This is a genomic window from Sphingomonas sp. Sphisp66 (genome assembly GCF_047324325.1).
In the GTDB taxonomy this organism is placed as follows: Bacteria; Pseudomonadota; Alphaproteobacteria; order Sphingomonadales; family Sphingomonadaceae; genus Sphingomonas.
Genome location: NZ_CP168508.1, coordinates 2,783,098 through 2,805,087, shown reverse-complemented (window position 1 = coordinate 2,805,087; position 21,990 = coordinate 2,783,098). Strand labels below are relative to the sequence as shown.

General features: G+C 67.5%; 20 protein-coding genes. 8 read left to right on the top strand and 12 right to left on the bottom strand.

What is annotated here, in order from left to right:
- Positions 1–7: 7 nt before the first annotated feature.
- The 7 genes from ACEN8G_RS13030 to ACEN8G_RS13000 form a co-directional block, all read right to left on the bottom strand.
- Positions 8–1,162 (bottom strand): phage late control D family protein, encoded by a 1,155-nt coding sequence (locus ACEN8G_RS13030; protein ID WP_413416997.1) that lies wholly within the window; start codon positions 1,160–1,162, stop codon positions 8–10.
- Positions 1,159–1,635: a LysM peptidoglycan-binding domain-containing protein gene (locus ACEN8G_RS13025; RefSeq protein ID WP_413416995.1), complete on the bottom strand. Its 477-nt coding sequence runs from the start codon at positions 1,633–1,635 to the stop codon at positions 1,159–1,161. Before ACEN8G_RS13025 ends, ACEN8G_RS13030 begins: the two co-directional genes overlap by 4 nt.
- Positions 1,632–2,282, bottom strand: a complete 651-nt coding sequence (locus ACEN8G_RS13020; protein ID WP_307120334.1) for a hypothetical protein — start codon at positions 2,280–2,282, stop codon at positions 1,632–1,634. The genes ACEN8G_RS13025 and ACEN8G_RS13020 overlap by 4 nt, the downstream gene beginning before the upstream one ends.
- The gene (locus ACEN8G_RS13015; RefSeq protein ID WP_307120335.1) at positions 2,279–2,449 is read right to left on the bottom strand and encodes a hypothetical protein; all 171 of its coding nucleotides are present in this window, start codon (positions 2,447–2,449) and stop codon (positions 2,279–2,281) included. The genes ACEN8G_RS13020 and ACEN8G_RS13015 overlap by 4 nt, the downstream gene beginning before the upstream one ends.
- The gene (locus ACEN8G_RS13010; RefSeq protein ID WP_413740581.1) at positions 2,446–3,504 is read right to left on the bottom strand and encodes an ATP-binding protein; all 1,059 of its coding nucleotides are present in this window, start codon (positions 3,502–3,504) and stop codon (positions 2,446–2,448) included. Before ACEN8G_RS13010 ends, ACEN8G_RS13015 begins: the two co-directional genes overlap by 4 nt.
- A 74-nt stretch (positions 3,505–3,578) precedes the next feature.
- Positions 3,579–4,415 (bottom strand): hypothetical protein, encoded by an 837-nt coding sequence (locus ACEN8G_RS13005; RefSeq protein ID WP_413740580.1) that lies wholly within the window; start codon positions 4,413–4,415, stop codon positions 3,579–3,581.
- Positions 4,415–5,635 (bottom strand): Pvc16 family protein, encoded by a 1,221-nt coding sequence (locus ACEN8G_RS13000; protein ID WP_413416991.1) that lies wholly within the window; start codon positions 5,633–5,635, stop codon positions 4,415–4,417. Before ACEN8G_RS13000 ends, ACEN8G_RS13005 begins: the two co-directional genes overlap by 1 nt.
- 1,050 nt (positions 5,636–6,685) lie before the next feature.
- Between ACEN8G_RS13000 and ACEN8G_RS12995 the strand changes: the two genes are divergently transcribed.
- Positions 6,686–6,880, top strand: a complete 195-nt coding sequence (locus ACEN8G_RS12995; RefSeq protein ID WP_413415855.1) for a hypothetical protein — start codon at positions 6,686–6,688, stop codon at positions 6,878–6,880.
- A 919-nt stretch (positions 6,881–7,799) separates the two neighbouring features.
- Here ACEN8G_RS12995 and ACEN8G_RS12990 read toward each other — a convergent pair.
- Genes ACEN8G_RS12990 through ACEN8G_RS12980 form a run of 3 tightly spaced genes read right to left on the bottom strand, consistent with a single transcriptional unit; the run spans position 7,800 to position 10,950 of the window.
- On the bottom strand, positions 7,800–8,531 hold the full coding sequence (locus tag ACEN8G_RS12990; protein ID WP_413415854.1) for a hypothetical protein: 732 nt from the start codon (positions 8,529–8,531) through the stop codon (positions 7,800–7,802).
- Positions 8,532–8,533: 2 nt separating this feature from the next.
- Entirely contained in the window at positions 8,534–9,046 is a 513-nt protein-coding gene (locus ACEN8G_RS12985; protein ID WP_413415853.1) for a phage tail protein, read from the bottom strand.
- 11 nt (positions 9,047–9,057) lie between these two features.
- Entirely contained in the window at positions 9,058–10,950 is a 1,893-nt protein-coding gene (locus tag ACEN8G_RS12980; RefSeq protein WP_413415852.1) for a phage tail sheath family protein, read from the bottom strand.
- 349 nt (positions 10,951–11,299) lie between these two features.
- Here ACEN8G_RS12980 and ACEN8G_RS12975 point away from each other — a divergent pair, with 349 nt between their 5' ends.
- From ACEN8G_RS12975 to ACEN8G_RS12955, 5 genes are all read left to right on the top strand, one after another.
- Positions 11,300–11,902: a hypothetical protein gene (locus ACEN8G_RS12975; protein WP_413415851.1), complete on the top strand. Its 603-nt coding sequence runs from the start codon at positions 11,300–11,302 to the stop codon at positions 11,900–11,902.
- A 101-nt stretch (positions 11,903–12,003) separates the two neighbouring features.
- Positions 12,004–12,360 carry a hypothetical protein gene (locus ACEN8G_RS12970; protein WP_413415849.1) on the top strand — a complete coding sequence of 119 codons (357 nt, stop codon included), beginning with the start codon at positions 12,004–12,006 and terminating at the stop codon, positions 12,358–12,360.
- A 35-nt stretch (positions 12,361–12,395) separates the two neighbouring features.
- Positions 12,396–12,770, top strand: coding sequence for a hypothetical protein (locus ACEN8G_RS12965; protein ID WP_413415847.1), 375 nt, complete (start codon positions 12,396–12,398; stop codon positions 12,768–12,770).
- 11 nt (positions 12,771–12,781) lie between these two features.
- The gene (locus ACEN8G_RS12960) at positions 12,782–13,174 is read left to right on the top strand and encodes a DUF4280 domain-containing protein (RefSeq protein ID WP_307120344.1); all 393 of its coding nucleotides are present in this window, start codon (positions 12,782–12,784) and stop codon (positions 13,172–13,174) included.
- A 177-nt stretch (positions 13,175–13,351) separates the two neighbouring features.
- Positions 13,352–14,356: a family 43 glycosylhydrolase gene (locus ACEN8G_RS12955; protein WP_413415846.1), complete on the top strand. Its 1,005-nt coding sequence runs from the start codon at positions 13,352–13,354 to the stop codon at positions 14,354–14,356.
- A gap of 62 nt (positions 14,357–14,418) precedes the next feature.
- Here ACEN8G_RS12955 and ACEN8G_RS12950 read toward each other — a convergent pair whose 3' ends face one another.
- Positions 14,419–16,113 carry a sialidase family protein gene (locus tag ACEN8G_RS12950; RefSeq protein WP_413415844.1) on the bottom strand — a complete coding sequence of 565 codons (1,695 nt, stop codon included), beginning with the start codon at positions 16,111–16,113 and terminating at the stop codon, positions 14,419–14,421.
- A gap of 341 nt (positions 16,114–16,454) precedes the next feature.
- Here ACEN8G_RS12950 and ACEN8G_RS12945 point away from each other — a divergent pair, with 341 nt between their 5' ends.
- Both ACEN8G_RS12945 and ACEN8G_RS12940 read left to right on the top strand, forming a co-directional pair.
- Positions 16,455–19,256: a TonB-dependent receptor gene (locus tag ACEN8G_RS12945; protein WP_413415843.1), complete on the top strand. Its 2,802-nt coding sequence runs from the start codon at positions 16,455–16,457 to the stop codon at positions 19,254–19,256.
- A 358-nt stretch (positions 19,257–19,614) separates the two neighbouring features.
- Positions 19,615–21,312: a phospholipase D-like domain-containing protein gene (locus ACEN8G_RS12940; protein WP_413415842.1), complete on the top strand. Its 1,698-nt coding sequence runs from the start codon at positions 19,615–19,617 to the stop codon at positions 21,310–21,312.
- Between the two features lie 13 nt (positions 21,313–21,325).
- On the opposite strand, the gene ACEN8G_RS12935 is transcribed toward ACEN8G_RS12940, so the two are convergent.
- Entirely contained in the window at positions 21,326–21,949 is a 624-nt protein-coding gene (locus ACEN8G_RS12935; protein WP_413415841.1) for a YczE/YyaS/YitT family protein, read from the bottom strand.
- Positions 21,950–21,990: the final 41 nt, after the last annotated feature.

The window sequence follows — 21,990 nt, the reverse complement described above, 5'->3', positions numbered from 1 at the left end:
CCCGTGCTCATGGCACCACCACCGGAAGCAGTGGGTCGGTGCCGTCTCGCTCGAGCTTGAACGCCTGCTTGTACTCGTTCCGCTTGAGCTTGTGATGTACTTCCGAGACGCTCCAGTTGCCATCGAAGGTCGTGCCCGCGCCACGCACGCCGACCAGCCCGCCGGCCCGCAGGATCGAGCCATATTTCTCGACATTGAGCACGCCCTCCGCCTTGGCGACGGCGGTGGAGGACTTGTTCACCCGGCCCTGGGCAAAGCCCATCGCGCGGATCTCGTCAAAGCCGTCCGACCCGGTCGGCAGCTTCATGCCGAGCAGCGAGGAGATCGGGAACGGGCTCTTGAGCGCCAGCGGCGGGAGCAGCGTGGGTTCGAGCGCCATCACCGGCAGCGCCGGCGTTGCCTCGAGCGGGCCGGGGATCAGCCCGGAGACCTGGAAGGCGGCGCGCCCGTCCTGGGTGAAGGTCATCTGGTCGACATTGTTGAAGGTGTTGTTGCCGATGGTGAGTGCGGGCGCGGGGACGCCGACGCGCTTGGGCGGCCCCCAATAGGCGGTGTTGGTCATGGGCACCGCGCCCGGGCGCAGCGTGAAGACATAGCCGTAGCGGTTGGCCAGGTCGTAGAGATATTCGAGGTCGGTGCCGTGCTGGATCGGGGTGCGCTGGACGATCGTCGGGAAATCGGACTCCACCGGCGGGATCGTCTCGGGCACGATCGCGAAGCGCTCATACTCGGCGAGAATCTCGAGCACGATCATCTCGTCGTCCATGTCGGGATAGCCGCGGATCTTCTCGGTAAGGTCCATCGCGACGCTGAGATCCGCGCCGCTGATCACGATGCGGCTCTGGCTCGGGTCCCGGGCCGGATCGAGCCAGATGTCGGTGATCAGCCCGTCGATCAGCACCGTCGGCAGCGCCGCCTGCATCGCCATGATCAGCACGCGATTGCCCGGCGAGAAACGCCCGTCGGACAGCACCGAGACCTGCGTCCCGCTGCCATTGTCGGTGCGCTGCGCCCCGAAGCTGAGGCGGAACGCGGCCTGGCCGTCGGCGACTTCGGTCACCTCCGCATCGATCAGCAGATCGGCCATGGCCGGGCCGATCGGGGTCGGCTCCTCCTGGTTGCCCGCCATCACCGCAAGCTGGATGCCGACGGGGAAGCTCATGCGCTTTCCTCGAGATCGTCGGTCTGGTCGGTCGGCGCGGCGGCGGTGCCGCGGCGCGAGGCCTGGGGCTGGTCGAATGGATCGCCGCTCTGGCCGACCAGCGCAGGGACGATGATCTTGCGGCCCGGCGACGCGCAGAGCATCGCCGGATCACTCACATTGTTCGCCTCGAGCAGCATCCAGTAGAGCATCGGATCGCCGAGCAGCCGGGCCGAGACGTTGTCGAGCCGGTCGCCGGCCTGGATCGTGTAGGTGGTCTGCCGGTTGAAGCTGCTCGCCAGCGGAAGGAGCGTGCGCGCCAGATAGGGCACCGCGTCCTTGGCATCGGCCAGGCTCGGCTGGCCCGGCGTAGGGGTAGGCGACGGCGTGGGCGCGCTCGCCGCCGGGACGTGGCGGGTACGGGTGCGCACCAGCTTGCCCGGCGCCGCCTGGTCGATCTGCAGCGGATAGCGGGTGAGCCGGCGCCCAATCATGCAGACAGGGCTCCCGAGATGATGCTCGCGCCGCTCTGCACCGTGCCCAGCGCCGACATCAGCTCGCGCTCGGCGAGATTGGCGAGATAGAGGTAGAATCCGGTCTGGCTGGGCGAGAAATCCTGATAGGTCAGCACCTTCATGTCCATCGTCACATTGGCGTCGATCGGATTGAGGCGCGTGTCGTGCATCGTCTCGGTGACGCTGTAGCTGGTGATCTGGACGGGCAGCACGCGCTGCGGTCCCCAGACGAACACGGTGAGCGGCGATTCCGGCGGCACGATCTCGAGCATGCCGAGCGCCATCTGGGCGAGCCCCTGGACGATCGAGCTGGTCGTCGGGAACAGCATCATCTCCAGCGTGGCGAGCTGGGGATGGATGCCGAACATCATCGCGGTCGCGTCGTTGCTTTCCAGCTGATCGACCGCGCTGATCCGCGCGGTCATCTGGATCGTCTCCTTGGCGGGGCCGGCAAGCAAATTGGTGCCGGTGGGCGTGTCTCCGGTCTTCTCGAAGTCGGGGGCGAGCTGGCGGGTCAGCTCGGCGGGATTGTATTGCAGCACGATCAGCCGGGGCACGGGAATGGTGCCGCCCATGCTGATCAGCCCGGCCTTCAGGACATGGGGACTATTGGGATAGGGCGTCATTGCGTGCCTCCGCCGGCCCGCAGCTTCGCCTGGATCGCCTCGGCGATGGTGCGGCGGACATGGTCGCGCTGGGCGGCGTCGAGCCCGGCGAGCCGGTTGCGGATGCGCGGATCGCGGGCGATCGCGGCGTCCACCGCGGCGGCGAGATTGGCGGGCAGGCGGTTCATGCCGGCCAGTCCGCAAGCTCGCCGGCAGGCACGCGTCGGCGCTGCTTGGCATATTCGCTTTCGAGCGCGCGGGCGATGTGGCGCATCGATATGTCGCTTTCCTCCTCCGATGCGAGCATCGCGGCGTTGATCGAGACGACGCGGATCTGGCCGCCGGTGAGCGTCAGCCGCGCCAGCCGGTCCCAGTCGAGCGCGGATGCCGGTGCCGCGGCGGGGAAGGCGCCGCGCCAGATGCGCTGGCGCTCCTCGACCGAGGGAAATTCGAAGTGCAGGCTGAAGGCGAAGCGGCGGGCAAAGGCGTCGTCGATCGCATTGGCCAGGTTGGTGGTGAGGACGGCGATGCCGCGGAACGCCTCGATCCGCTGGAGCAGATAGCCGACCTCGAGATTGGCATAATGGTCGTGCGAATCCCGCACCTCGGTGCGGCGGCCAAACAGCACGTCCGCTTCGTCGAACAGCAGGATCGCGTCGGTCATGTCGGCGGCGTCGAACAGCGCGGCGAGGCGCTTCTCGGTCTCGCCGATATATTTGTCGACGATCCGCGACAGATCGACGCGGAACAGGTCGAGCGACAGGGTGTGGGCAAGCGCTTCCGCTGCCATCGTCTTGCCGGTGCCGCTGGGGCCGGCGAACAGCACGCTCATCCCCTGCGCGCCGCCGCCGGCGCCGGCAAAGCCCCATTCCTCCATCACCCTGGCGCGATTGCGCTGGCGGGCGATGATCTGGCCGAGCACCGCGCGGGCATTCTCGGGCAGGACGAGATTGTCCATGGTCATCCGCACCGGCACCGGATCGGCGAGGCCGCTCATCGCGTCGCGTACCTGATCGCGGAGCAGCGGCAGCATCTCGGCGAGGATCGCTTCCTGCGGGGCGGGGGCGGCGGTCTCCTCGGCCTTGGCGCGGGCGACGGCGGCGCAGCTCTCCAGCGTCGGCAGCGGCAGGCGGAAGCGCGCGGCGACGTCGCGCAGCTGCGGCGTGGCGTCCTGGCCCAGACCGGTGGCGAGATGGTCGGCGACCTCTTCGGGATCTGGCTTGGGCAGCGACACGCGGATCACGGCGCCGGGCGCGCGATCGGCGATCGACTGGCCGGCCGCGCCGATCAGGAACAGCGGCCCGCCGCCTTCGCCGATCAGCCGCGAGATCGCGCTGAGCTGGAACTCGCCGGGCGGCTCCTCGAACGAGACGAGCAGCGCGCCGCGCAGGGCGAGCCGGTCGCGCTGCCACAGGCGGAAGAAGCCGTCGCGCTCGGCCTCGGCGGTGAGGCGGGCGAGGGGAGGTGGAAGGGCAGGTAGCCGAGCGCCAGGGCGGCGCCCGCCGCGACGCCGAGCGCGCGCCGGCCGGGCTCGGCGGCGAGGTGGAGCGTGGCGTCGGTGCCCGAGGCATGGACCGTCCGCGCGAGCCGGCGGGCCAGCGCGGCATCGGCGGGCAGCTGCGGCGCGAGGTCGAGCGGGCGGACGATGTCGGCCAGCGCATCGTCGAGCACCGGCTGGCCGACGAGGAAGGACAGCACCGCATCGGGCATGGCGAAGCGCAGCTGGAGCCGGCTGCCGGGCTGGCTGCGCTCGACGGCGATCAGGTTCCAGAAGCGCAGCGGCGCGGAAGGGGCGAATGCCGCCTGGGACGCGCCTTCGAGATCGGCGAACACCGCGAGGGCGAGCAGCGAGGTGGGATAGGTGACCGCGGGGTCGCCCTGGGCGAGCGCGCAGAGATTGGCCATGTCCGGCGAGATCTCGAAGCCGGCGGCGAGCGCGACCACCGCCAGCTCGAACGGGGTGAGCGAGAACCAGCCGCCAAGCGCGTCGAGCGCCGAGCCTTCCGCCGGGGCGCCGAGCCCGGCCGCATGTGGCGCGGGCTGCTCGTAGCGCAGGCCGGTGCGCGAGCGCGAGCGGGCATAGTCCTCGAGCATCCGCTCGACTGCGGTGACGGCCTCCTGGAGGCGCGTGACGTGGAGCGTGGGGTCGGCCATCAGCTCGCCTTCACGGTGACGAGAGGGCCGGTATAGAGGCCGTCCTTCCAGTCGAGCAGGCTGGCGACGCCGTCGATCTCGACGCTGACCAGATAGTCGCCTGCCGCCACCCCGGCGAGAGGTGCTGCCAGTGCCGTGCCGGGCGCGGTGCGCGGCAGGCAGGGGAGTTTGTAGGAGGTCGCCTTGGCCCCCCGGGCGAAGAGCAGGGCGATGGCGCTCGCTTGGGCGGGCACCGGCAGCGCCATGGCGAGATCGAGCTGCTTGCCGTCGGTGCTGACGGCCGGCGCGGTGGCGAAGCCGGGGACGATGTTGGTGGCGAAGACGGGCGATTCCGCAGTGATGCTCTTGTCCGGCCCGAGCTTGACCAGCTTGACGGTGAGGCTCCCGGTGGCGAGCGGCGCGGCCTGGGCGCTGGTCAGCGGCACGAGCAAGGCGGCATAGCCTTGGGCGTCGAAGCCCCGGGCCACCTCGGTCGCTGGGATGCCGTTGAGCAGCACCGACAGGCCCGGCTGGGCGGGATCGGGGATGCGCACGGCCAGCGTGCCGCCGCCGGTGATCGGCAGGTCGGGATCGGCGGCATTGACGACATCGGTGATCGCGATCGCGCGGGAAGGGATCGCGCGCAGCCCGATGCGGCGCACAGGCAGCACCGGCTCGACCTGGAGCTTGTACTCGATCGCGATCGGGGTGGCGGTGTAGAGCTGGGTGAGCTGATAGGGGACGTTGACGAACTCGGACCAGAGCCGCGCCATCGCGTCCGGCGCCATGTTGAGCGGAGTGACGACGATCTCCTCGCGCGGCAGCTCCTGGTCGCCGCTGCCGGCCAGCCAGGGGGTGGTCGCCACCGCCGAGCGCAGCATGTCGCGCGGAACATAGGGCTCGGCATTCAGGCCGCCGGCGACAAGCCCGAGCAGGCGCTGGGGATCGAGCCGGCTGTCGTCGCCGAAGAAGGTGATCATGTAATCGAGGTCGAGCTTGAGCACCGGCGAGTTCCTCGCCTGGCCGAGGGGGCCGCGGGTCGGCAGGTCGTTGTTCGAGACGAAACCGTTGCGAGTGGTGCGGAACAGATAGAGGTTCACGAACGGATCGCCGGTGCGCAGCGCGTCCGAGCCGGGGTTGAGCGTGGTCACGCGCGCGCCGGGGACGGCGTCGCCGATGAACATGTGCAGCCGGTCCGCGATCGCGACGGTGCAGGCGGCGATCGAGAAGCTCGAATTCATGCGTCCGGCCCCCCGCGCGGCTTGGCCTTGAGCGGCGGCGGTTGCGGGCGCGACGACGAAGTGCGCGGACGCGGCAGGTCGATCTGGATGCGGCCGATATCGATGCGGATGTCGCCCGAGGGCTGGGCGGGGCGCCTGGGCTCTGGGGCGGGGGTGCGGGCGGGGGTGACCTCCGCCGCTACCGGGCGGGGAGTGAAGGCGGGGGCGGCTGTAGGCTGGGCGGGCGTCGTGCGAGTTGGTGCGGGATCGGCCGAGGCGGCGGCGCTGTGCCGCGCCGTGCGGGTTTCGGGCGAGCGGGAGGCGGTGATGCGAGGCGGGATGCCGGGCTCACCGCTCCTGAGGGGGGATGGACTTGCTGGCCGAGCGCTTGGTCCTTGCGCCGACGCCGCCATGGGTGTGGTGGCAGGGCGCGTGGAGGCGGCCGTGGCGACCGAAACAGGCAGCGTTGAGGATGGCGCCGGCGCGATGGGTGCGGGCCGTGTCGAGGCCGTAGGCGAAGCAATCGGCGAGGGCTGTGGGGAGGACCTTGCCGGCGAGGCGGTTTCGGACCGCTCCGTGGCGTGTGGGGGCCGGGTTGGCGAAGCTTGTCCTGGGGCATCGATCGGTGCCGCGGGCATCGGTGAGGCTACTACTGGTGATGCTGCCAGCGGGGTTGTCCGGGCCTGGGGGCTGGGAACGGCAGTCGCGCGGCGCTGCGTGACCGGCGCGGGTGCTGCTGCCGCGCCGGTTTCGGGGGCGCCCGCGATGCCGATCTCCCGGGACCTGAGGGGCGGCTGCGCGGTATGCGGAGCTGTGGCGCGGGCGGCGACTGGCGTTTCGGCCGTCCGTGCGGCGGTTTCGGTTCGGGGGAACGCGAGAGGGGCAGACGCCGGCGGGGAGGAGATGGGGGCCTGCCGTTCGGTTTCGCTCCGGCTGACAAGGGTTTCTGCACGGGCAGGCGTGGGGGCCGGCTGTTGCGCGACTTCTCCTCGCGCTGGGGGCAGCGAGGTCCGGTGAGGCTCGGTTGTCGGGGCGGGTTCCACCTGGCTTTCGATCCCTGTTGGCGGGATCATGGCTTCCAGCCCTCGCTCGCGCCGGTTCGGCCTTGCAGAAGGCGGCTGCGGCGGGGAGGAATCGAGCAAGGCCGACACAGGCGGCGGCACCGGGGCTGCCGCCTCGATGCTCGGCTGCGTCTCCGGCACCCGGTTGGCGGATAAAGGCGCGCGCGCTTCGGGCGCGTGGGACGATGCTGGGGCGGAGGGCTGAACCGCGAGTGGCGAGGCCGGCGTGGCGCGCACCTCCTGTGGCCTAGCCATGCGGCCCGCAAGGGAAGCCGCGGCACGGGCTTCTGCTGCGGGGCCCGTTGCCGAGATTGCCTTGCGCTGCACTACGGGGGTGCTCGTGGCTCGGGAGGAGATGCCGGCGATGGGTGCCGGTGCGGGATTGAGGGGGGCTGGTGTGCCCGTGCGCGGCCCTCCTTCGGCTTGGGGTGAGGCAGGAGCAGGGGGAAGTGGGGACACCGTGCCGTTACCGCCGTCGCCGGAGGACAAGTCGCTGGTGGGGGCGGTAGCCAGTGGTTGCTGGTTCGCCATCTCCGCCTGAGCGGACGGCGGGCCGAGCTGTGTCTCCGCGCCTGCGCTTCCGCGTGGCCGATTTTCTCGTGCTTCGTTCCGCCGCCGCGAAGGGCGGGGTGCAGGCGCGGAAATGCTATCGACCGGAGGCTTATCGTCCGACGGATCGATGGCCGACACCTGCTCCACCGGCGCCGGCTCGCGCTGGGCGACTACTTCCGTGCGCGCCGAAGCGACTGCCGCGGGCCCTGCCGCTGCAGTCGGTCTCGGACTGCGTGCCTGGGGCGGAGCAGGCGTGGACGGAGGCGATGCTTCCACGGCATCTCTCGCCATGGCATCGGATACCTCCGGCAGGGCACCCGGATCCGCGAACCCCGCTCCATCCCGAGCGACGGCGCCAGCAACCGGTGGCGACCGGTGTGCGTCCGGTCGGGCAAGCGCCTCCGCCAGCGGATCGCCGGCATGGGCGGGAGGTGCGGCGGGGCTGGTGACCAGTTCCTCGCCCGGCCAGGCCTCCTGATAGTCCGCGACCGGCGCGAAGCGGTAGCCGATGCGGCGGCCGAGCACGACCGGGCTCTCCTGCGCACGCGCCGCCAGCCGGGCGAGCATGTCGCTCATTGCTGGAGCCGCGCGAGATAGGCCCGGCGGCGTTCCTGGCCGAGCGCGAGGATCGCGTCCTCGCTCCAGTGATAGGCCTGGGCCAGCAGGTGGATCTCGTCGAGCAGCGCGTCCGCCGCGCCCTCGATCTCGCCGGCCAGCACGCCGGCGATGTCGACCGGCGCGTCCCATTCGAGTTCGCATTCGGGGCAGTGGAGCGCGACGAACGGATCGCCCGCCGGATCGATCTCGGCCATCGCCGCCGCGACGGCGTCGATCTCCGCTTCCTCGAGCCAGGGCGGCACTTCGGCGCCGGCCAGCGGCACCAGGCAACGGCGGGCGAGCTCGGCGCGCGCCTCTTCCATGTCGGGGATCCAGCCGATCGCGACCAGGTCGGCGCTGTCCGCGGGGCGCACCGCGAAGCGCTCGCCATCGATCGCGATCTCCTGCAGGCGGGCCGGCGCCTGCGCCTGGATCGCCAGTAGCGCGTCGGAGGTCGTCTCGACGTCGAGCCGTGCCTCGCAGCGCGGGCATTTCGCGCTGAGCTCGATCCGCTCGCCGAACATCGTCCGGCGCAGCGCGACGATCGCCGCGTCGCGCGCGCCGATGGGCAGAGTCGCACAGTCGCCGAAAGACTGGCCCGGCATGCCGAGCGCCGCCAGGTACACACCCTTCTCGGCCGCCGAACGGCCTCGGCAGGCCGAGGCGGCGTCCAGCAGCTCTCCGGCGGTCAGCGGATGCAGCGCCATGATCAATAGCTGGGCGGCGGCGGGACCTTGACGCTGGCATCACGCTCCCAGCCCTCGTTCTGCAGAACGAGCGTCTGGATCGCCACGGCGTTCGAGCTCGAATCGAGCTCGGGCATCGCGGTGTATTCAGAGGGCCAGCAATTGTAGATGTTGTACGCGTACACCAGCTGCCCCGCAGCGTTGTAGAATTCGAGCGTGATGTTCCGGCGGAAATTGGCGAGCGAGCTCTCCATTCCCTGGCCGGCGCGATAGTTCCACACCTGGCTCGCCCAGGTCTCGAACTCGAGGTCCTGGGTCATGCCGCGCTCGAGCGTGATCGGTTCGAACTTGGTTTGGCCGGGGAGGATACGGTTCGTGCTCGGGTCGCCGCCCTCGCGGAAGGGAGTCGCCTCGGTACTGCGCTTCAACGCGCTGCACTTGCTCAGGCCGGCGACATACTTGCCCTGCCATTTGATGCGGAACTTGAAATTGAGATACGGGTCGGGCGACTGGCTTGTCGACGAGACGCTGGGCATGGGTCGCTATCCTAGCTCGAAGACTGTCCGGCCATCTGCTGCAAGCTGATGACGACGAATTCCGCGGGTCTGACCGGGGCGAACAGGATCAGGACGTTGACGATCCCGTTGTCCATGTCCTCCGGGGTCGTGGTCGATTCATCGCAGATCACCTGATAGGCCTGCGAAGGCGTGGCGCCGACAAAGGCGCCCTGCAGGTAGAGCGGATGCAGGAAGGCATTCACGCTCAGCCGGATCTGCGCCCAGAGCGCCGCGTCGTTGGGCTCGAACACTACCCATTGCAGCCCCTGGATCAGGCTCTGCTCGAGATAGAGGGTCAGCCGGCGGACCGAGATGTACTTCCAGTCATCGTCCGCGACATTCGCGGCGGCGAGCGTGCGCGCGCCCCAGGAGATGTTGTCGTAGATCGGGAAGGTGCGCAGCGCGTTGATGCCCAGCGGATTGAGCTGGCCATTCTCCTGGTCGTTCATGACGTAGGAGAGCTGCTGCACCCCGGCGAGCGGTGCGGTGATCCCGGCCGGCGCCTTCCACACCCCGCGATTGACGTCGGTGAGCGCATAGACGCCCGCCATCGTGCCGCTGCCGCCCAGGTTGAGCAGCTGGGTGGAGAAGGGCGTGGGGATCTGGATCGACGGCCAATAGGTGGAGGCGCTGATGATGCCCGTGCCGAAGGTGCCTGGCGTGCTCGTCGCCCATTGCACCGCGCTCGGCGTGCTGTTCACCGTCAGCGGCATGTCGAGGATCGCGAACGCCTTGCGCTGGAGCGCATAGTTGAGCGTCGACGTCGCCGAGGTGAGATAGTCCGACGTGGTCATGTTGGCCATGTCGGGCACCAGGATCAGATTCACGATCTGCATCGCGTCGAGCGAGAAGATGCCGGAGCGGTTGGTCGAGTTGCCGGCGATGTCGAAGCCGCTGGGCGGCTGGCCGTCGGGATATTTGGGCGGGGTCGTCGTCGCCGGCGGAACCAGCTGCTGGGCCTGGTAATTGACCGACTGGACGGTGAACAGCGTGGTCGGATTGCTCGACACGCTGACCAGATAATTGGCGAAGCCCGGATCGGGCACCCAGACCTGGATGAGCTGCGCCTGCGCCCCGGTCGCCGAGGCGAAGGGGGAGAGGCAGGCGCGGACCTGGGCGCTGGCCAGGCTCGGATAACCCATTGTGCCCGCCGCGCTCGCCAGGGCGCTCTGGATCGCCGCGATCATGTCGCCGACGGTCTGGACCGAGAAGTTCGCGGTCAGCGTGAAGGTCTGGGGCGCCGGCGGCTTGGTCGGATCCGATCCCGGCGCCTGCACCGTCACGGTCAGCCCGGTGACGGTGACCGTGCTCTTGGGCGCGGTGAAGTTGAGGATCGTGCCGCTGGCGAACGGTACCAGCACCGAGGGCGTCGCGGTGAGCGCGGGCACCGCCAGCAGCGCGCTGTTCTGATTGCCCGACTGCATCACCTCGACCAGCGAGTTGGTCTGGTTGATGTCGAGCGTGACCGCGGGCAGGCTCTGCGTCTGGACGACGCTGTAGCTGCTGCTCGACGAATTGCTGTTGCTGGTGATCGAGTAGAGCGTTGCCGCCATGTTGAACGTGTTCGGCCGGTTGGTCATGTAATCGACCGTGACGAACACGTTCTCGCCCCAGGTGCCCGGGTTCTGCGAGTCGATCGCTACCAGATTGGTGCCAGTTGTCGGGGTGAGCCCTTTGCCGCCACCGCCGCCACCGCTACTACCGGAGGGAGGAAGCGCACCCACAAGCTCGGTCTGCGGCTGCACCGGTGGTGAAGAACTGGCGCAGACACGGCTGATCCAGGCTTCGGTGCCGCCATTTAGAAAGAATTGCGATACCTGGAAGCTGGTGGTGCTGCTGGCGTCAAGGCCACCAAAAACGCGCTGGAAATCGCCAAAGTTCAAGCATTGAACCGGAGTATTCATGGGTCCGCGAGTCAAATAGCCGACAAAAGCCGTTACTGATGTCGCTACCCCCGAAATGGTGTGAGTTCCGCTTGGGAGTTCTTGGACGTATACGCCGGGATACGTTAGCTGAAGCGCCATTTGACTCTCCGTCCCGGACGATGGGTTCGTCGGGGATTCCCCGTGTCGAAGTTTAGGTCTTGCTGATGTCCAACGTTGTGCTTGACGATGCGCGGGTGCGTCAATAGCATAATTTTATATCGACTCCATTTGCTTGATCTCGTTTCTTGACAGAAACAGGGATTACGTTCGGCTAACCATTTTCTGTAGGGTGGGGAGGGCGTTGACCATGGCGGCCGAGAACAGCGCTTCGTTGCAGCACGCACTCGATCTCACCTTTTACGACCTGCCTTCCTCCGCCTCGATCCGGCTCGAATTTCCGATCGAGACCGGGGCGGTGATCCCGGTGCTGGTGGCGACCCCGTCGGTGCGCCTGGGGGCGAGCTATGGCGGCGGGGAGATGGTGATCCGCGGCCTGTCGATCCAGCCGCGCCGGATCGAGTTCGACATCGAGAATGCACCCGCCACGCTGCCGCTGCTCGTCCACGTGCTGTGCAGCGCCCCGTTCCTCCATGGCTGGCTGCAGGTGCCGGGCAATGTGCAGGCCTCGATCGCAACCGCTGCCCAGCGCATCCGCTTCGTCGGCCCAGGCTATTGGGCGGTGCCGCTGATCCAGCCCGAAGGCGACGGCAAGCCGGCGGCCAAGCCTGCCGCGCCGGCACCGGCGCCTGCGCCTGCGCCTTCGTCCGCCCCGACCCCGACGCCTTCGACCAGCAAGCCGAGCCCCAGCCCGAGCCCGAAACCGTCGCCCACGCCGGCCCCCGAGCCCAAGGCCGCGACGCCGACCCCGACGCCCGATGCGAGGTCTCCCACGCCTACGCCGGCGAGGTGAGCGCGGCCGCTACCCAGGATCCCTGAACAGACTCCGCGGGGGGGCGATCCGTGGACCGAAGTCTCAAAACCATCGCCACATCATTTGAAAAGGAACGTGTCATGACGAGCCCGATCACGATCAATTTCCAGAACGCCACCCTGACGACGACGACCTCGCAGATCATCGTCGGCGCCGGCACCTTCGCGCTCGACACCAGCAGCGCGCTGTCGATGTCGGGCACGATCAGCTTCTCGTCGCTCTACATCACGTCGGGCGCGATCAACTTCAACGTCGAGTCGGGCACGCAGTTCACCGCTGCGATCGTGGCGCCGGTCACCGCGCCGGGCGGCGCGCCGACGCTGGAGGTCACCAACTTCGCCGGCACCGTCACCGTGACCTGGCCGACCTCGACCGGCCTGCAGACCCAGACGATGATGTCGGGCGACCAGATCACGCTGAACGGCTTCACCGGCTAAGCCTCGGCCTGACCTCGAATCCAGGAGACCCCCCGGTGTTTGCGCTAGTGACGATAGACTTCGCCGGGGGTGTCGCCATGAACAACCTGGTCCAGATCCAGATCGGCAAGGCGCTGATCGCGCTCGAGGCCAGCCGGGGCGTGACGACCACGGTCGCCGCCTTTCCCAACCTGTCCGTCTCCGGCGAGGAGGTGGGCGTCGCCACGGTGAGCGGCGGCGTGTTCGAGGGCACGCTGGCGCTGGTGCTGGCCTGTGACGGGCAGACCGATCCGGTGGTCACGCTCAAGAATCTCGTGCCCGGGCCGGGCGGCAACCCGACGACGATCACCTGGCCCTGCGCGACGATGCCGCAGACCCAGGTGCTGATGCCCGACAATCCGCTGACGCTCAGCGGCATCGTCGCCAACTAGGCGCGGCCGCGATGCCGCAACTCGTCAGCCTGGGCGCCGTGCTTTCCTGCGACTTCGGCGCCGCGCCGATGCCGATGATCGTCCCGCCCGAAGTGCCGGTGCTCACCGACATGCTGCCCGCGGCGACGATCATGGACTTCGTGCCGCTCGAGAACATCCCCAGCTTCGGCCTGTGCTCGAGCTTGGCCAATCCGGAGGTCGCGGCGGCGACCATATTGGCGGAAGGCGTGCTGACGCCGATGCCCTGCATCCCTGTGACGACCTCGCCCTGGTTCCCTGGTGCGCCGGAAGTGCTGCTGGAGGGCATGCCGGCGCTGTGCATGGGCTCGATGTGCCTGTGCGACTGGCTGGGCGAGATCACCATCGACGAGCCCGGCCAGGAAAGCGCGATGACCGACATCTGAGTGCGACGCCTTTCTCGACGTCTATTCTTATTTATCTTATGAATGCGGTGGGGCGTGAAATGTCACCCCCATGGTTCAGCAAGGATGGGAAGGATCATGATGCCGAGAAACCAAGGGCGCAGGGCCGCGCGCCGGCTCGTGCTGGCGAGTCTGTTGATGGGGGCGGGGCTGGGCGGGATGCCTGCGCTGGCCCAGACCAAGGCGACGCCGCCGGCCGCAGTGCCGCCAGGCGCGCCCGAGACCCCCTATGTCGATCCCGACAAGGCCTATCTGTTCGCCCATATGACCAGCGAGCATTACGGCGTGCTCTATTATGCGGTGAGCATCGACGGGCTGCACTGGCGCGCGCTCAACGGTGGCCAGCCGGTGTCGCAAGACTATCACGGCCATGCCTCGATCGCGAAGGGGCCGGACGGGCGCTACTATCTGGTCGGCAACAAGAGCGACGGCGACAGGCTGATCCGCTTCTGGAGCTCGACCGACCTGATCCACTGGACGCCCTACGGCACCTATGAGCCCAAGCTGTCCAACATTCCGGGCCTGCCCAATGCGCTGCAGCGGATCGGCGCGCCCAAGCTCTATTTCGATGCGCCTTCGGGCAATTTCCTGCTGACCTGGCACACGCCGACCGTGCCAGGCGTGCCCGACGATCCCGAGCGCTACTGGGCGAGCCAGCGGACGCTCTATGTCCAGTCCAAGGACCTGAAGACCTTCGCCGCGCCGCCCAAACGGCTGTTCAACTGGGATATGGCGACAATCGACACGTTCGTGCGGCCCAATGACGACGGCAAGGGCTATTGCGCGATCATCAAGGACGAGCGCTATCCCTCGTACAACTGGACGACGGGCAAGACGGTGCGGATCAGCTGCGGGCCCACGCTGCTCGGGCCGTATCCCGAGCCGGGCGCGCCGATCAGCCCGAACTTCCGCGAGGCGCCTACGCTGATCCGCGCGCCGAACGGGCAGGACTGGCTGATGTATTACGAGCAATATGCCGGGGCGAGCTATGGCCTGTCCAAGGCGCCGCGGCTCGAGGGACCGTGGTACCAGGTCTCTGGCAACAGCCGCGTGCCCGAATGGGATCGTTTCTCGATGCCCGAGGGGTTCCGCCACGGCTCGATGATCGAGATCAGCCGCAAGGAATATGACGCGATCGTCGCGGCTTTTCCCGAACGCAAATAGATAAAAAAACACCCCCGGGCGGCGGTGCCGTCCGGGGGTAGTCAGGGATCGGTTTCCCCGGATCAGTTGTAGAGCGTCACCTGGGTGGTGACGGTCGACTTGATCGCAGCATTGGTGGTGTCGGTCGCCGTGATCGTCGCGGTGTACTTGGTCGGGAGCGGCGGCGAGACGATCGCGCCGGCGCTGTCCCCTCTGCTGGCATTGCCGCACCCGGTCAGTGCCAGGATCGCAGCGAGCGACAGCACGCCGACCGCACTGCGAAGCGCCGAGAAGAGCAGCATCAGCGGCGCGGCGCCGACAAGCGCCAGGGCAGGCAGGCTGGCGAAGCCGAAGCCCGAGCCGCCGCCCGAGGACGATGCCGAGGCCGTGCTGGTGCCCGAGCGCAGCGTCAGCTTCGCCGTCTGCGCCGCCGTGCCGGTGAAGGTCAGCGTGTCGCGGTCGAAGCTCGCGCTGCCGTTGAAGCCCGGGATCGAGACGGTGAGCTTCAGCGTGCCGAGATAGCCGCCATTGGGGCTGACGGTGACGTTGCCGCTCGCGCTCTGGTTGAGCGAGACGCCGATCGCGTCGGCGCTCAGCGCCAGGGTCGGCGAGGAGGCATAGGTCGGCACCTTGCCGAAATAGACGCGGCAGACATTGGATGCGTCATAGTCGGTGGTCAGGCCGAACAGCGTCGTGCCGCCGGCGAGCGGCAGGAGCGGCGGTGAATAGTTCTGGCAGACATTGCTGGTGCCGGTGAGCCCAGCGATGGGGGCGGGGGCCGTCATCGTCTTCCACTTGCCGCTGCCATCGGCGGTGTCGTTGTAGAACACGACATTGCCGTTGCCCGAGCCGATGCCGGTGGCGCCGCTCTCGATCTGTCCGATCAGGAAGATACGGCCGTTGGGCAGGCCGGGGACGGGCGCCCAGGCGACGGTGGGCGTGTGGAGGAACCAGTGGCCGTCCTCGCTCTCGACCCGGGCGCCGACGCTGCCGGCCGGGGTCCAGTCGATGCCGTTGGGCGAGGTCTTGTAGAAGACGGTGCAGCCGGCGGGGCCGCACAGCTCGAAGGTCATGAAATAGCGGCCGCTGGGCAGCTTGCGGACCACGGCCATGCCCGGGCGATCGGCCTGGAGGCCGCTGGCCACGGTGCGGACCGGGGCGCTCCAGTTGATCCCGTCGGTCGAGGTGACCTGCTGGAGCATCTGCGAGAAGCCGGGGATGGTCTCGTCCGAATAGAAGCAGACCAGCGCGCCATTGGCGGCGATGGTGAATTCGGGCTCCCACAGGCCGCCGGCCGAACGGTTCACCGTGCCGGTGGCGCAGTTGGAGAGATAGGACCAGGTCGCGCCGCGATCGGTGCTCTTGTAGATGCGGAGCTGCATCGGCTGGGCCGGGGTGTCACCGCCCACCGAGCCGGCCCAGAGCAGGGTGCCGGCCGAGAGCGCGCCGACCGTCTGGGGCAGCTCGTAGAGCGTGCCGCAGCACAGGCCGCGGCCGAAGAGCGGGTCGGTGATCGTGCCGATCTGGCTGAACGTCGTGCCATTGTCGTCGCTGGCGTAGATCGGCTGGATGCCGCTGCCGCCGGTGAACGTGGTGAAGCTGACGACGATGCGGCCGTTGTTCGCCGGAGTCGCATTGTGACTGAGCTGGACGGCGCGCGGGTACATGCCCTGGGCGAGCATGGTGCGCTGGGCAAGCGCGGGCGTGGCCCAGCCGGCGGTAAGGAACGCGAATATACACAGGAGTCGCGGCAGCAAGCCGCGCAGCAATGACCTCATCGGTTTTCTCCCCTTCTACCCGGCTTGGGCCGGCGCTGTTGGTTCCGCGCATCGGGGTGGAGGTCGGCCGCCCTGGATCGCGCGGCCGACTAACTGCGCCACATTCCTGCAGGCGTCAATAAATATGATGAATAGGATATAACGGTGTAATCCGTTCTTTAGCCCATTTATCACCCTGTAGCCGGTCGCGAGGGAGTGTGGCGGCGGCGCCACAGGTGAGCGGGTCGTCCACCACGTCCTTCAAAAGGGGCTTGTGGGGCGTCCATTGGTCCGCTAGTTCTGAATGATAATATTAATGAGGGCACGCTGCGCTAGTGCCCGCCAATCGGGAGGGAGATCTGATGAAGCGTCGTTCTATTGCCCTGAAGTCCGCCACTGCGATCGCGCTGATCCTGTGCGCCGCGCCTGCCTTTGCGCAGGACACGGCCGGCCAGGCCGCGCCGCAGGCGGATGCATCGCAGGATGAGGGTGAGATCATCGTCACCGGCCAGCGCGCCAGCCTGGGCGCCGCCGCGAAGATCAAGCAGAACTCGGCCAATGTGGTCGACTCGATCGTCGCTGACGATATCGGCAAGTTCCCCGACCGCACCGTCGCGGGCGCGCTGCAGCGCGTGCCGGGCGTGCAGGTCACCGTGGGCGACAACAACGAGATCGTCGCGCCGATCATCCGCGGCCTGGGCGACATCCTCACCACGCTCGACGGCCGCGAGATCTTCACCGGCGTCGGCCGCGGCTTCGCCTATCAGGACCTGCCGGCCGAAGCGCTGGCCGGCGCCGATGTCTACAAGACCAGCTCGGCAAACCTGATCGAGGGCGGCGTGGTCGGCGTGATCGACCTGCGCCTGCACAAGCCGTTCGACTTCAACGGCTTCACCGTCGCTGCCAATGCTCGCGGCATCTATTCGAAGAACACCAACGAAGTCACGCCGATCGCCGGCCTGCTCGTCTCGGATCGCTGGGACACCGGCATCGGGGAGATCGGCGCGCTGCTCGACGTTTCCTATGCGAGCACCGACTTCAACCGGCCGATCGCGTTCAACTGCGACTATCGCAGCGGCAATCACGGGCCGAACCCGGTTGCCGGCGGCTCTGGCGGCCTGGCGGCACCGACCTGCGTCGGCGGCCTGAACAGCGAAGGCAATTATCGCCGCATCCAGACCAACGCCGCGGTGCAGTGGAAGGTCTCGCCGGAGTTCCAGCTCGACCTGACCGGCCTCTACACCAGCTATGTCTCGAAATGGGCGAGCATCTTCCTGATCGACGACCTGTTCGGCGGGCCGTTCAGCAACGTCCAGGCGACGGGCGACTGCAACGCCTATGACGTGGGCGCCGACGGTTTTTACGCCAATCCCTATCAGGCGAATGGCACCCCCAATCCGGCCGTGCATCGCGAGACCCTGTGCACCGCCAAGAGCTTCACGGTGGGCAGCCATGGCGGCTTCACCAGCACCCAGGCGCATAACGACCGCACCGACCTCTACCTGATCGCGGTTGGCGGTAAGTACCGGACCGGCGCGCTCACGCTGAATGCCGACATCTCGTACCAGAGCTCGAACATCCGCAAGCAGAACTTCATCCTGGACACGCTGAAGGTTGGCGGCGGCATGGTCAGCACCGTTACCAATCTCAATGACGATGGCGGCACCGTCTATTCGTCGCCGGGGCTGAGCAACCCGACCAATTTCGGTCTTTCGCCGCTCAACCAGGATACGATTCGCGACAAGGGCAGCGCATTCGCCGCCAAGTTCGACGGCAAGTACGAGGTCGGCTCGATCCTCAAGGAGATTCAGTTCGGCGCTCGCTATGCAGATCACAAGGCCGACCACCAGCAGGCCGTGCTCGGCACCTGCGGCACGGTCTGCGGGACACTGATCACCGCCGTTCCGTTCCTGCCGGCCGGATTCATGATCCACAGCTCGGGCATTCCGACCGTGAACAACGGCCTGGGCGTCGTCGCGCCGGACCAGGACATGCTGCGCGATCCGACCATCCAGAACCAGCTGCGCAAGCTCTATGGCCTGGCTGAGGGTTGGCCCGCCTTCCAGCCGGAACGCGCCTTCGGCGCCCAGGAGAAGACGCTCTCCGGCTATGTCCAGCTGGCCTATGACATCCCGCTCGGCGGCGCGCTGTCGATCGACGGTCTCGTCGGTGCGCGCTACACCCACACCAGCCGCGACATCAACGGCGCTGCGCTGGTGACGCCGGCGGCAACGCCGGCCAACCCGACGCCGGCACCGGTGCTGACGCCGTACAGCGCCTCGACCGACGACAACGACTTCATGCCCAATGCCAGCGCCCGCATCCGCTTCGGCGGCGGCCTGCAGGCGCGCTTCAGCTACGCCAAAGCCATTTCACGTCCGGACTTCGGCTCGCTCAATCCGGGCCTGAGCTACCTGATCTCGACCAACATCCTGATCCTGCCGGCAGGCAGCGGCGGCAATCCGAATCTGAAGCCGCAAAAGTCTGACAGCTTCGATGCCACGCTCGAATATTATTTCGGCCGCGACAGCTATGTCTCGGTGGCGGGTTATTACAAGAACATCACCGATCGCGTGATCAGCCAGAGCCAGGTCGAGACGATCAACGGCTTCGACTACAATATCACCCGTCCGCGCAACGTCGGCGAGGTGACCTTGAAGGGCATCGAGGTCGCTGGCCAGGCGTTCTTCGACTTCCTGCCAGGCCCGCTCAGCGGCCTGGGCATGATGGCGAATTTCACGCTCGCCGACAGCGAGGTCAAGGAGGACGACAATTCGCTCCTGCTCGGCCAGGCGATCGGTGGCGTGTCGAAGTACAACTATACGGTCGGCGCGCTCTACGAGAAGTACGGCGTCACCGGTCGCGTGGTCTACACCCACCGCTCGAGCTACTATGATGCGATCTATGGCGGCACCACGATCCGCCCGGCCACCGGCCCGGTCACGTCGCTTCAGTCCGATCCGCTGGTGCTCAACATGGTGCGTCCGGGCGGCCGCCTCGACGCCAGCCTGGGCTTCGAGGTCGCCAAGGGCATCACGCTGAGCGTGGACGCCACCAACATCACCAAGAACAATTATCGCAGCTATTATGGCCGCCCGGAATTCCCGCGCGACCGTCGCTTCGACGACACCACCTATTCGGTGGGCGTCTCGGCGAAGTTCTGATCCTGGTCGAAGCCGGCCCCGTGCCGGCTTCCCTGAGCAAGAGGCCGCATCCGCCATGCGCGGGTGCGGCCTCTTTGCGTCGTCCGCAGTGATCCCGGCAATATGGTGGAACTTCCCGTTGCGCCGGATTTTGAAGTGCGAGAGATTGCGCGCGGCTATTGGGGCGCGGCTGCGGGATTCCCGCCATCCAGAACAAATGTCACGGCAATGTCCGGTGCAGCGTAAATGGCAATTTGCGTGCAGGGCCATGGACTTGCCAGGAGGATCTTCGTTTCGGGCGCTGCCTCGCGTCCGTGCGTCGGTGTGCATCTGAACGGCTGGAGCCGGCCATTCGGCTCGACCATCGAGGGGGACGGACATGGCAGAGATCAGGCTGAAGGTTTGCTCCAATGCGGACGATGTGCATCTCGTCTGGAACCATGACGACGATATCCCGGGCTGCCTGGGCTTCGCGATCCAGTGCAGGCGCGGCGACGGCGATCCGGCCTATCTCTCCAACCGTGTCGGCTTCGAGGATGACGAGGAGACGGGTGACGATGGCGAGCAGCTGGTCTCCAGGTCGTCACGGATCTGGCCGTTCCAGCGCTATGACTGGACCGATCATGCCGCGGATCTCGGCGATACCATCGCCTATCGTGTCGTCGCGCGTGTGCTGGGCGATGACGGCAAGCTGCATGACGGCCCCGCCAGCGAATGGTCGCCCATGCTGACCCTGAGCGCGGATTGCGGCGACGGCGTCAGCGTCCATTTCAACCGCGGCTATGTGCTGTCGCAGTTCATGGCGCGCTACATGAAGCGCAAGCACATCACGCTGGCCCAGCTCAAGGCGACTGCGGTGGTGGTCAGCGCCAATGTCGATCGCGAGGCGCGGGCGTTTCTGGGCGGCACGCTGCGCGAATGCATGCTGGCGATGATGAAGGCGGTGGAGGACGATCCCACGCTCGAGCTCCATGCCGCGCTCTACGAACTCGGCGACGCCGAGCTGATCGACGGGCTGGTCGCGATCGGGGGCCGTGCGCATGTGGTGCTGGCCAATGGCAGCGTCGACGTGCAGGGCGACGACCAGAACGAGAAGGGGCGCAAGCGGCTCAAGGACGCGCACTGCGTGGTCCATGACCGGTTCCTGTCGCCGGCGGCGCTCGGCCACAACAAGTTCGTCGTCATCGGGCAGCGGACGGGCACCGCATTCGCGCCGCAAAAGGCCTGGACGGGCAGCACCAACTGGACGCCGACGGGCCTGTGCACCCAGCTCAACAACGGCATCATGATCGAGAATGCCGAAGTCGCCGAGCATTACGAGGCCCAGTTCCAGCTGCTTGCCGAGGCGGGGGACGGCGTGACGCCTGCGCTGCTCGAGTCGAACAACCATCCGAAGCGCGGCATCGCGCTGGGCAGCGCCATGCTCGACAGCTGGTTCAGCCGGTTGAGCGGCGAGATCGACATCGACGAGCTGGTCGCGCTGGTGAAGGGCGCGAAGCAGGGCGTGTTCTTCGTCATGTTCCAGCCTGGCAACGAGCCGGTGAGGACACTGCTCGAGATGCAGCGGGAGAAGGATCTCTATGTCCGCGGCGTGGCGACGCAGTTCACGGGAGCCGGGGCAGAGACCTTCAAGCTGCTGAAACGCGACCCGCAGGAATATTTCCTCGACGCGACGCAGACTACGGGCGTCGGCAGGACGGTGGGCGAATGGGCGGTCGAGGGCACCGCCGCCGAGTTCCGGGCGAACATCGGCAACGCGATCACCCATTCGAAGGTGCTGGTGATCGATCCCTTTGGCGACGATCCGATCGTGGTCACCGGCTCGCACAATTTCTCCAAGTCCGCGAGCAGCAAGAATGACGAGAATTTCGTCGTCATCCGTGGCCATCCGGGGATCGCGATGCACTATGCGATCAACGCGATGCAGACCTACAGCCATTATCGCTGGCGGGCCTATCTGGAGGAATCGGCGCGCGAGCATCGCGATCCGTTCCAGTTCCTGTCGCGCGATCCGGACTGGCAGCGCCGGCGCAAGTCCGGCGAGACCAGGCGGATGCTGGCATTCTGGCGACCGTGAGGGCTGGCCCCCGCTAGGCGCTGGCTGGCTGGGGTTGCCGCTCTGCCTTGTCGAAGGCGAAGGCCGGCAGCGCATAATGGACCACCCAGCCGATGCTGACGGCGTAGAGCACGGTGCCCAGACCGACGGTGCCGCCGAGCAGCCAGCCGATGGCGAGCACAGCCAGCTCGATCGCGGTGCGCACCGCCTTCACCGGCAGGCCGGTGCGGCGGCAGAAGCCGGTCATCAGCCCGTCGCGCGGACCCGGGCCAAGGCCTGCGCCGATATAGGCGCCGCCGGCGATGCCATTGAGCACGATGCCGAAGCCGAGCAGCGCGAAGCGGGGGACATAGCCTTCGGGCGCCGGGATCACCGCGAGCGCGATATCGGTGACGGTGCCGATCACCATGATGTTGAGCACGGTGCCGAGGCCCGGCCGCTGGCGCAGTGGCAGCCACAGCGCCAGCACGACGAGGCCGACCAGGTTGACGGTCCAGCCGAAGCTGAGGCCGAGCCGGGGCGCCAGCCCCTGGTGGAGCACGTCCCAAGGATCGAGGCCGAGATTGGCCTGTACCATCATCGCCATGGAGATGCCGTAGAGGCACAGGCCGGCAAGGAGCTGGGTACGGCGGGCGGGGAGGCGGTCATGGCGAAGCATGATGTCCAGATGGATTGAATTGGCTCTATCTGAAATATCCA

Bases quoted from the DNA above. Each gene is read 5' to 3' on its own strand.
- ACEN8G_RS13030 (WP_413416997.1), bottom strand. From the start codon at position 1,162: ATGAGCTTCCCCGTCGGCATCCAGCTTGCGGTGATGGCGGGCAACCAG.
- ACEN8G_RS13025 (WP_413416995.1), bottom strand. From the start codon at position 1,635: ATGATTGGGCGCCGGCTCACCCGCTATCCGCTGCAGATCGACCAGGCG.
- ACEN8G_RS13020 (WP_307120334.1), bottom strand. From the start codon at position 2,282: ATGACGCCCTATCCCAATAGTCCCCATGTCCTGAAGGCCGGGCTGATC.
- ACEN8G_RS13015 (WP_307120335.1), bottom strand. From the start codon at position 2,449: ATGAACCGCCTGCCCGCCAATCTCGCCGCCGCGGTGGACGCCGCGATC.
- ACEN8G_RS13005 (WP_413740580.1), bottom strand. From the start codon at position 4,415: ATGGCCGACCCCACGCTCCACGTCACGCGCCTCCAGGAGGCCGTCACC.
- ACEN8G_RS13000 (WP_413416991.1), bottom strand. From the start codon at position 5,635: ATGAATTCGAGCTTCTCGATCGCCGCCTGCACCGTCGCGATCGCGGAC.
- ACEN8G_RS12995 (WP_413415855.1), top strand. From the start codon at position 6,686: ATGGCTTCCAGCCCTCGCTCGCGCCGGTTCGGCCTTGCAGAAGGCGGC.
- ACEN8G_RS12990 (WP_413415854.1), bottom strand. From the start codon at position 8,531: ATGGCGCTGCATCCGCTGACCGCCGGAGAGCTGCTGGACGCCGCCTCG.
- ACEN8G_RS12985 (WP_413415853.1), bottom strand. From the start codon at position 9,046: ATGCCCAGCGTCTCGTCGACAAGCCAGTCGCCCGACCCGTATCTCAAT.
- ACEN8G_RS12975 (WP_413415851.1), top strand. From the start codon at position 11,300: ATGGCGGCCGAGAACAGCGCTTCGTTGCAGCACGCACTCGATCTCACC.
- ACEN8G_RS12970 (WP_413415849.1), top strand. From the start codon at position 12,004: ATGACGAGCCCGATCACGATCAATTTCCAGAACGCCACCCTGACGACG.
- ACEN8G_RS12960 (WP_307120344.1), top strand. From the start codon at position 12,782: ATGCCGCAACTCGTCAGCCTGGGCGCCGTGCTTTCCTGCGACTTCGGC.
- ACEN8G_RS12955 (WP_413415846.1), top strand. From the start codon at position 13,352: ATGCCTGCGCTGGCCCAGACCAAGGCGACGCCGCCGGCCGCAGTGCCG.
- ACEN8G_RS12950 (WP_413415844.1), bottom strand. From the start codon at position 16,113: ATGAGGTCATTGCTGCGCGGCTTGCTGCCGCGACTCCTGTGTATATTC.
- ACEN8G_RS12945 (WP_413415843.1), top strand. From the start codon at position 16,455: ATGAAGCGTCGTTCTATTGCCCTGAAGTCCGCCACTGCGATCGCGCTG.
- ACEN8G_RS12940 (WP_413415842.1), top strand. From the start codon at position 19,615: ATGGCAGAGATCAGGCTGAAGGTTTGCTCCAATGCGGACGATGTGCAT.
- ACEN8G_RS12935 (WP_413415841.1), bottom strand. From the start codon at position 21,949: ATGCTTCGCCATGACCGCCTCCCCGCCCGCCGTACCCAGCTCCTTGCC.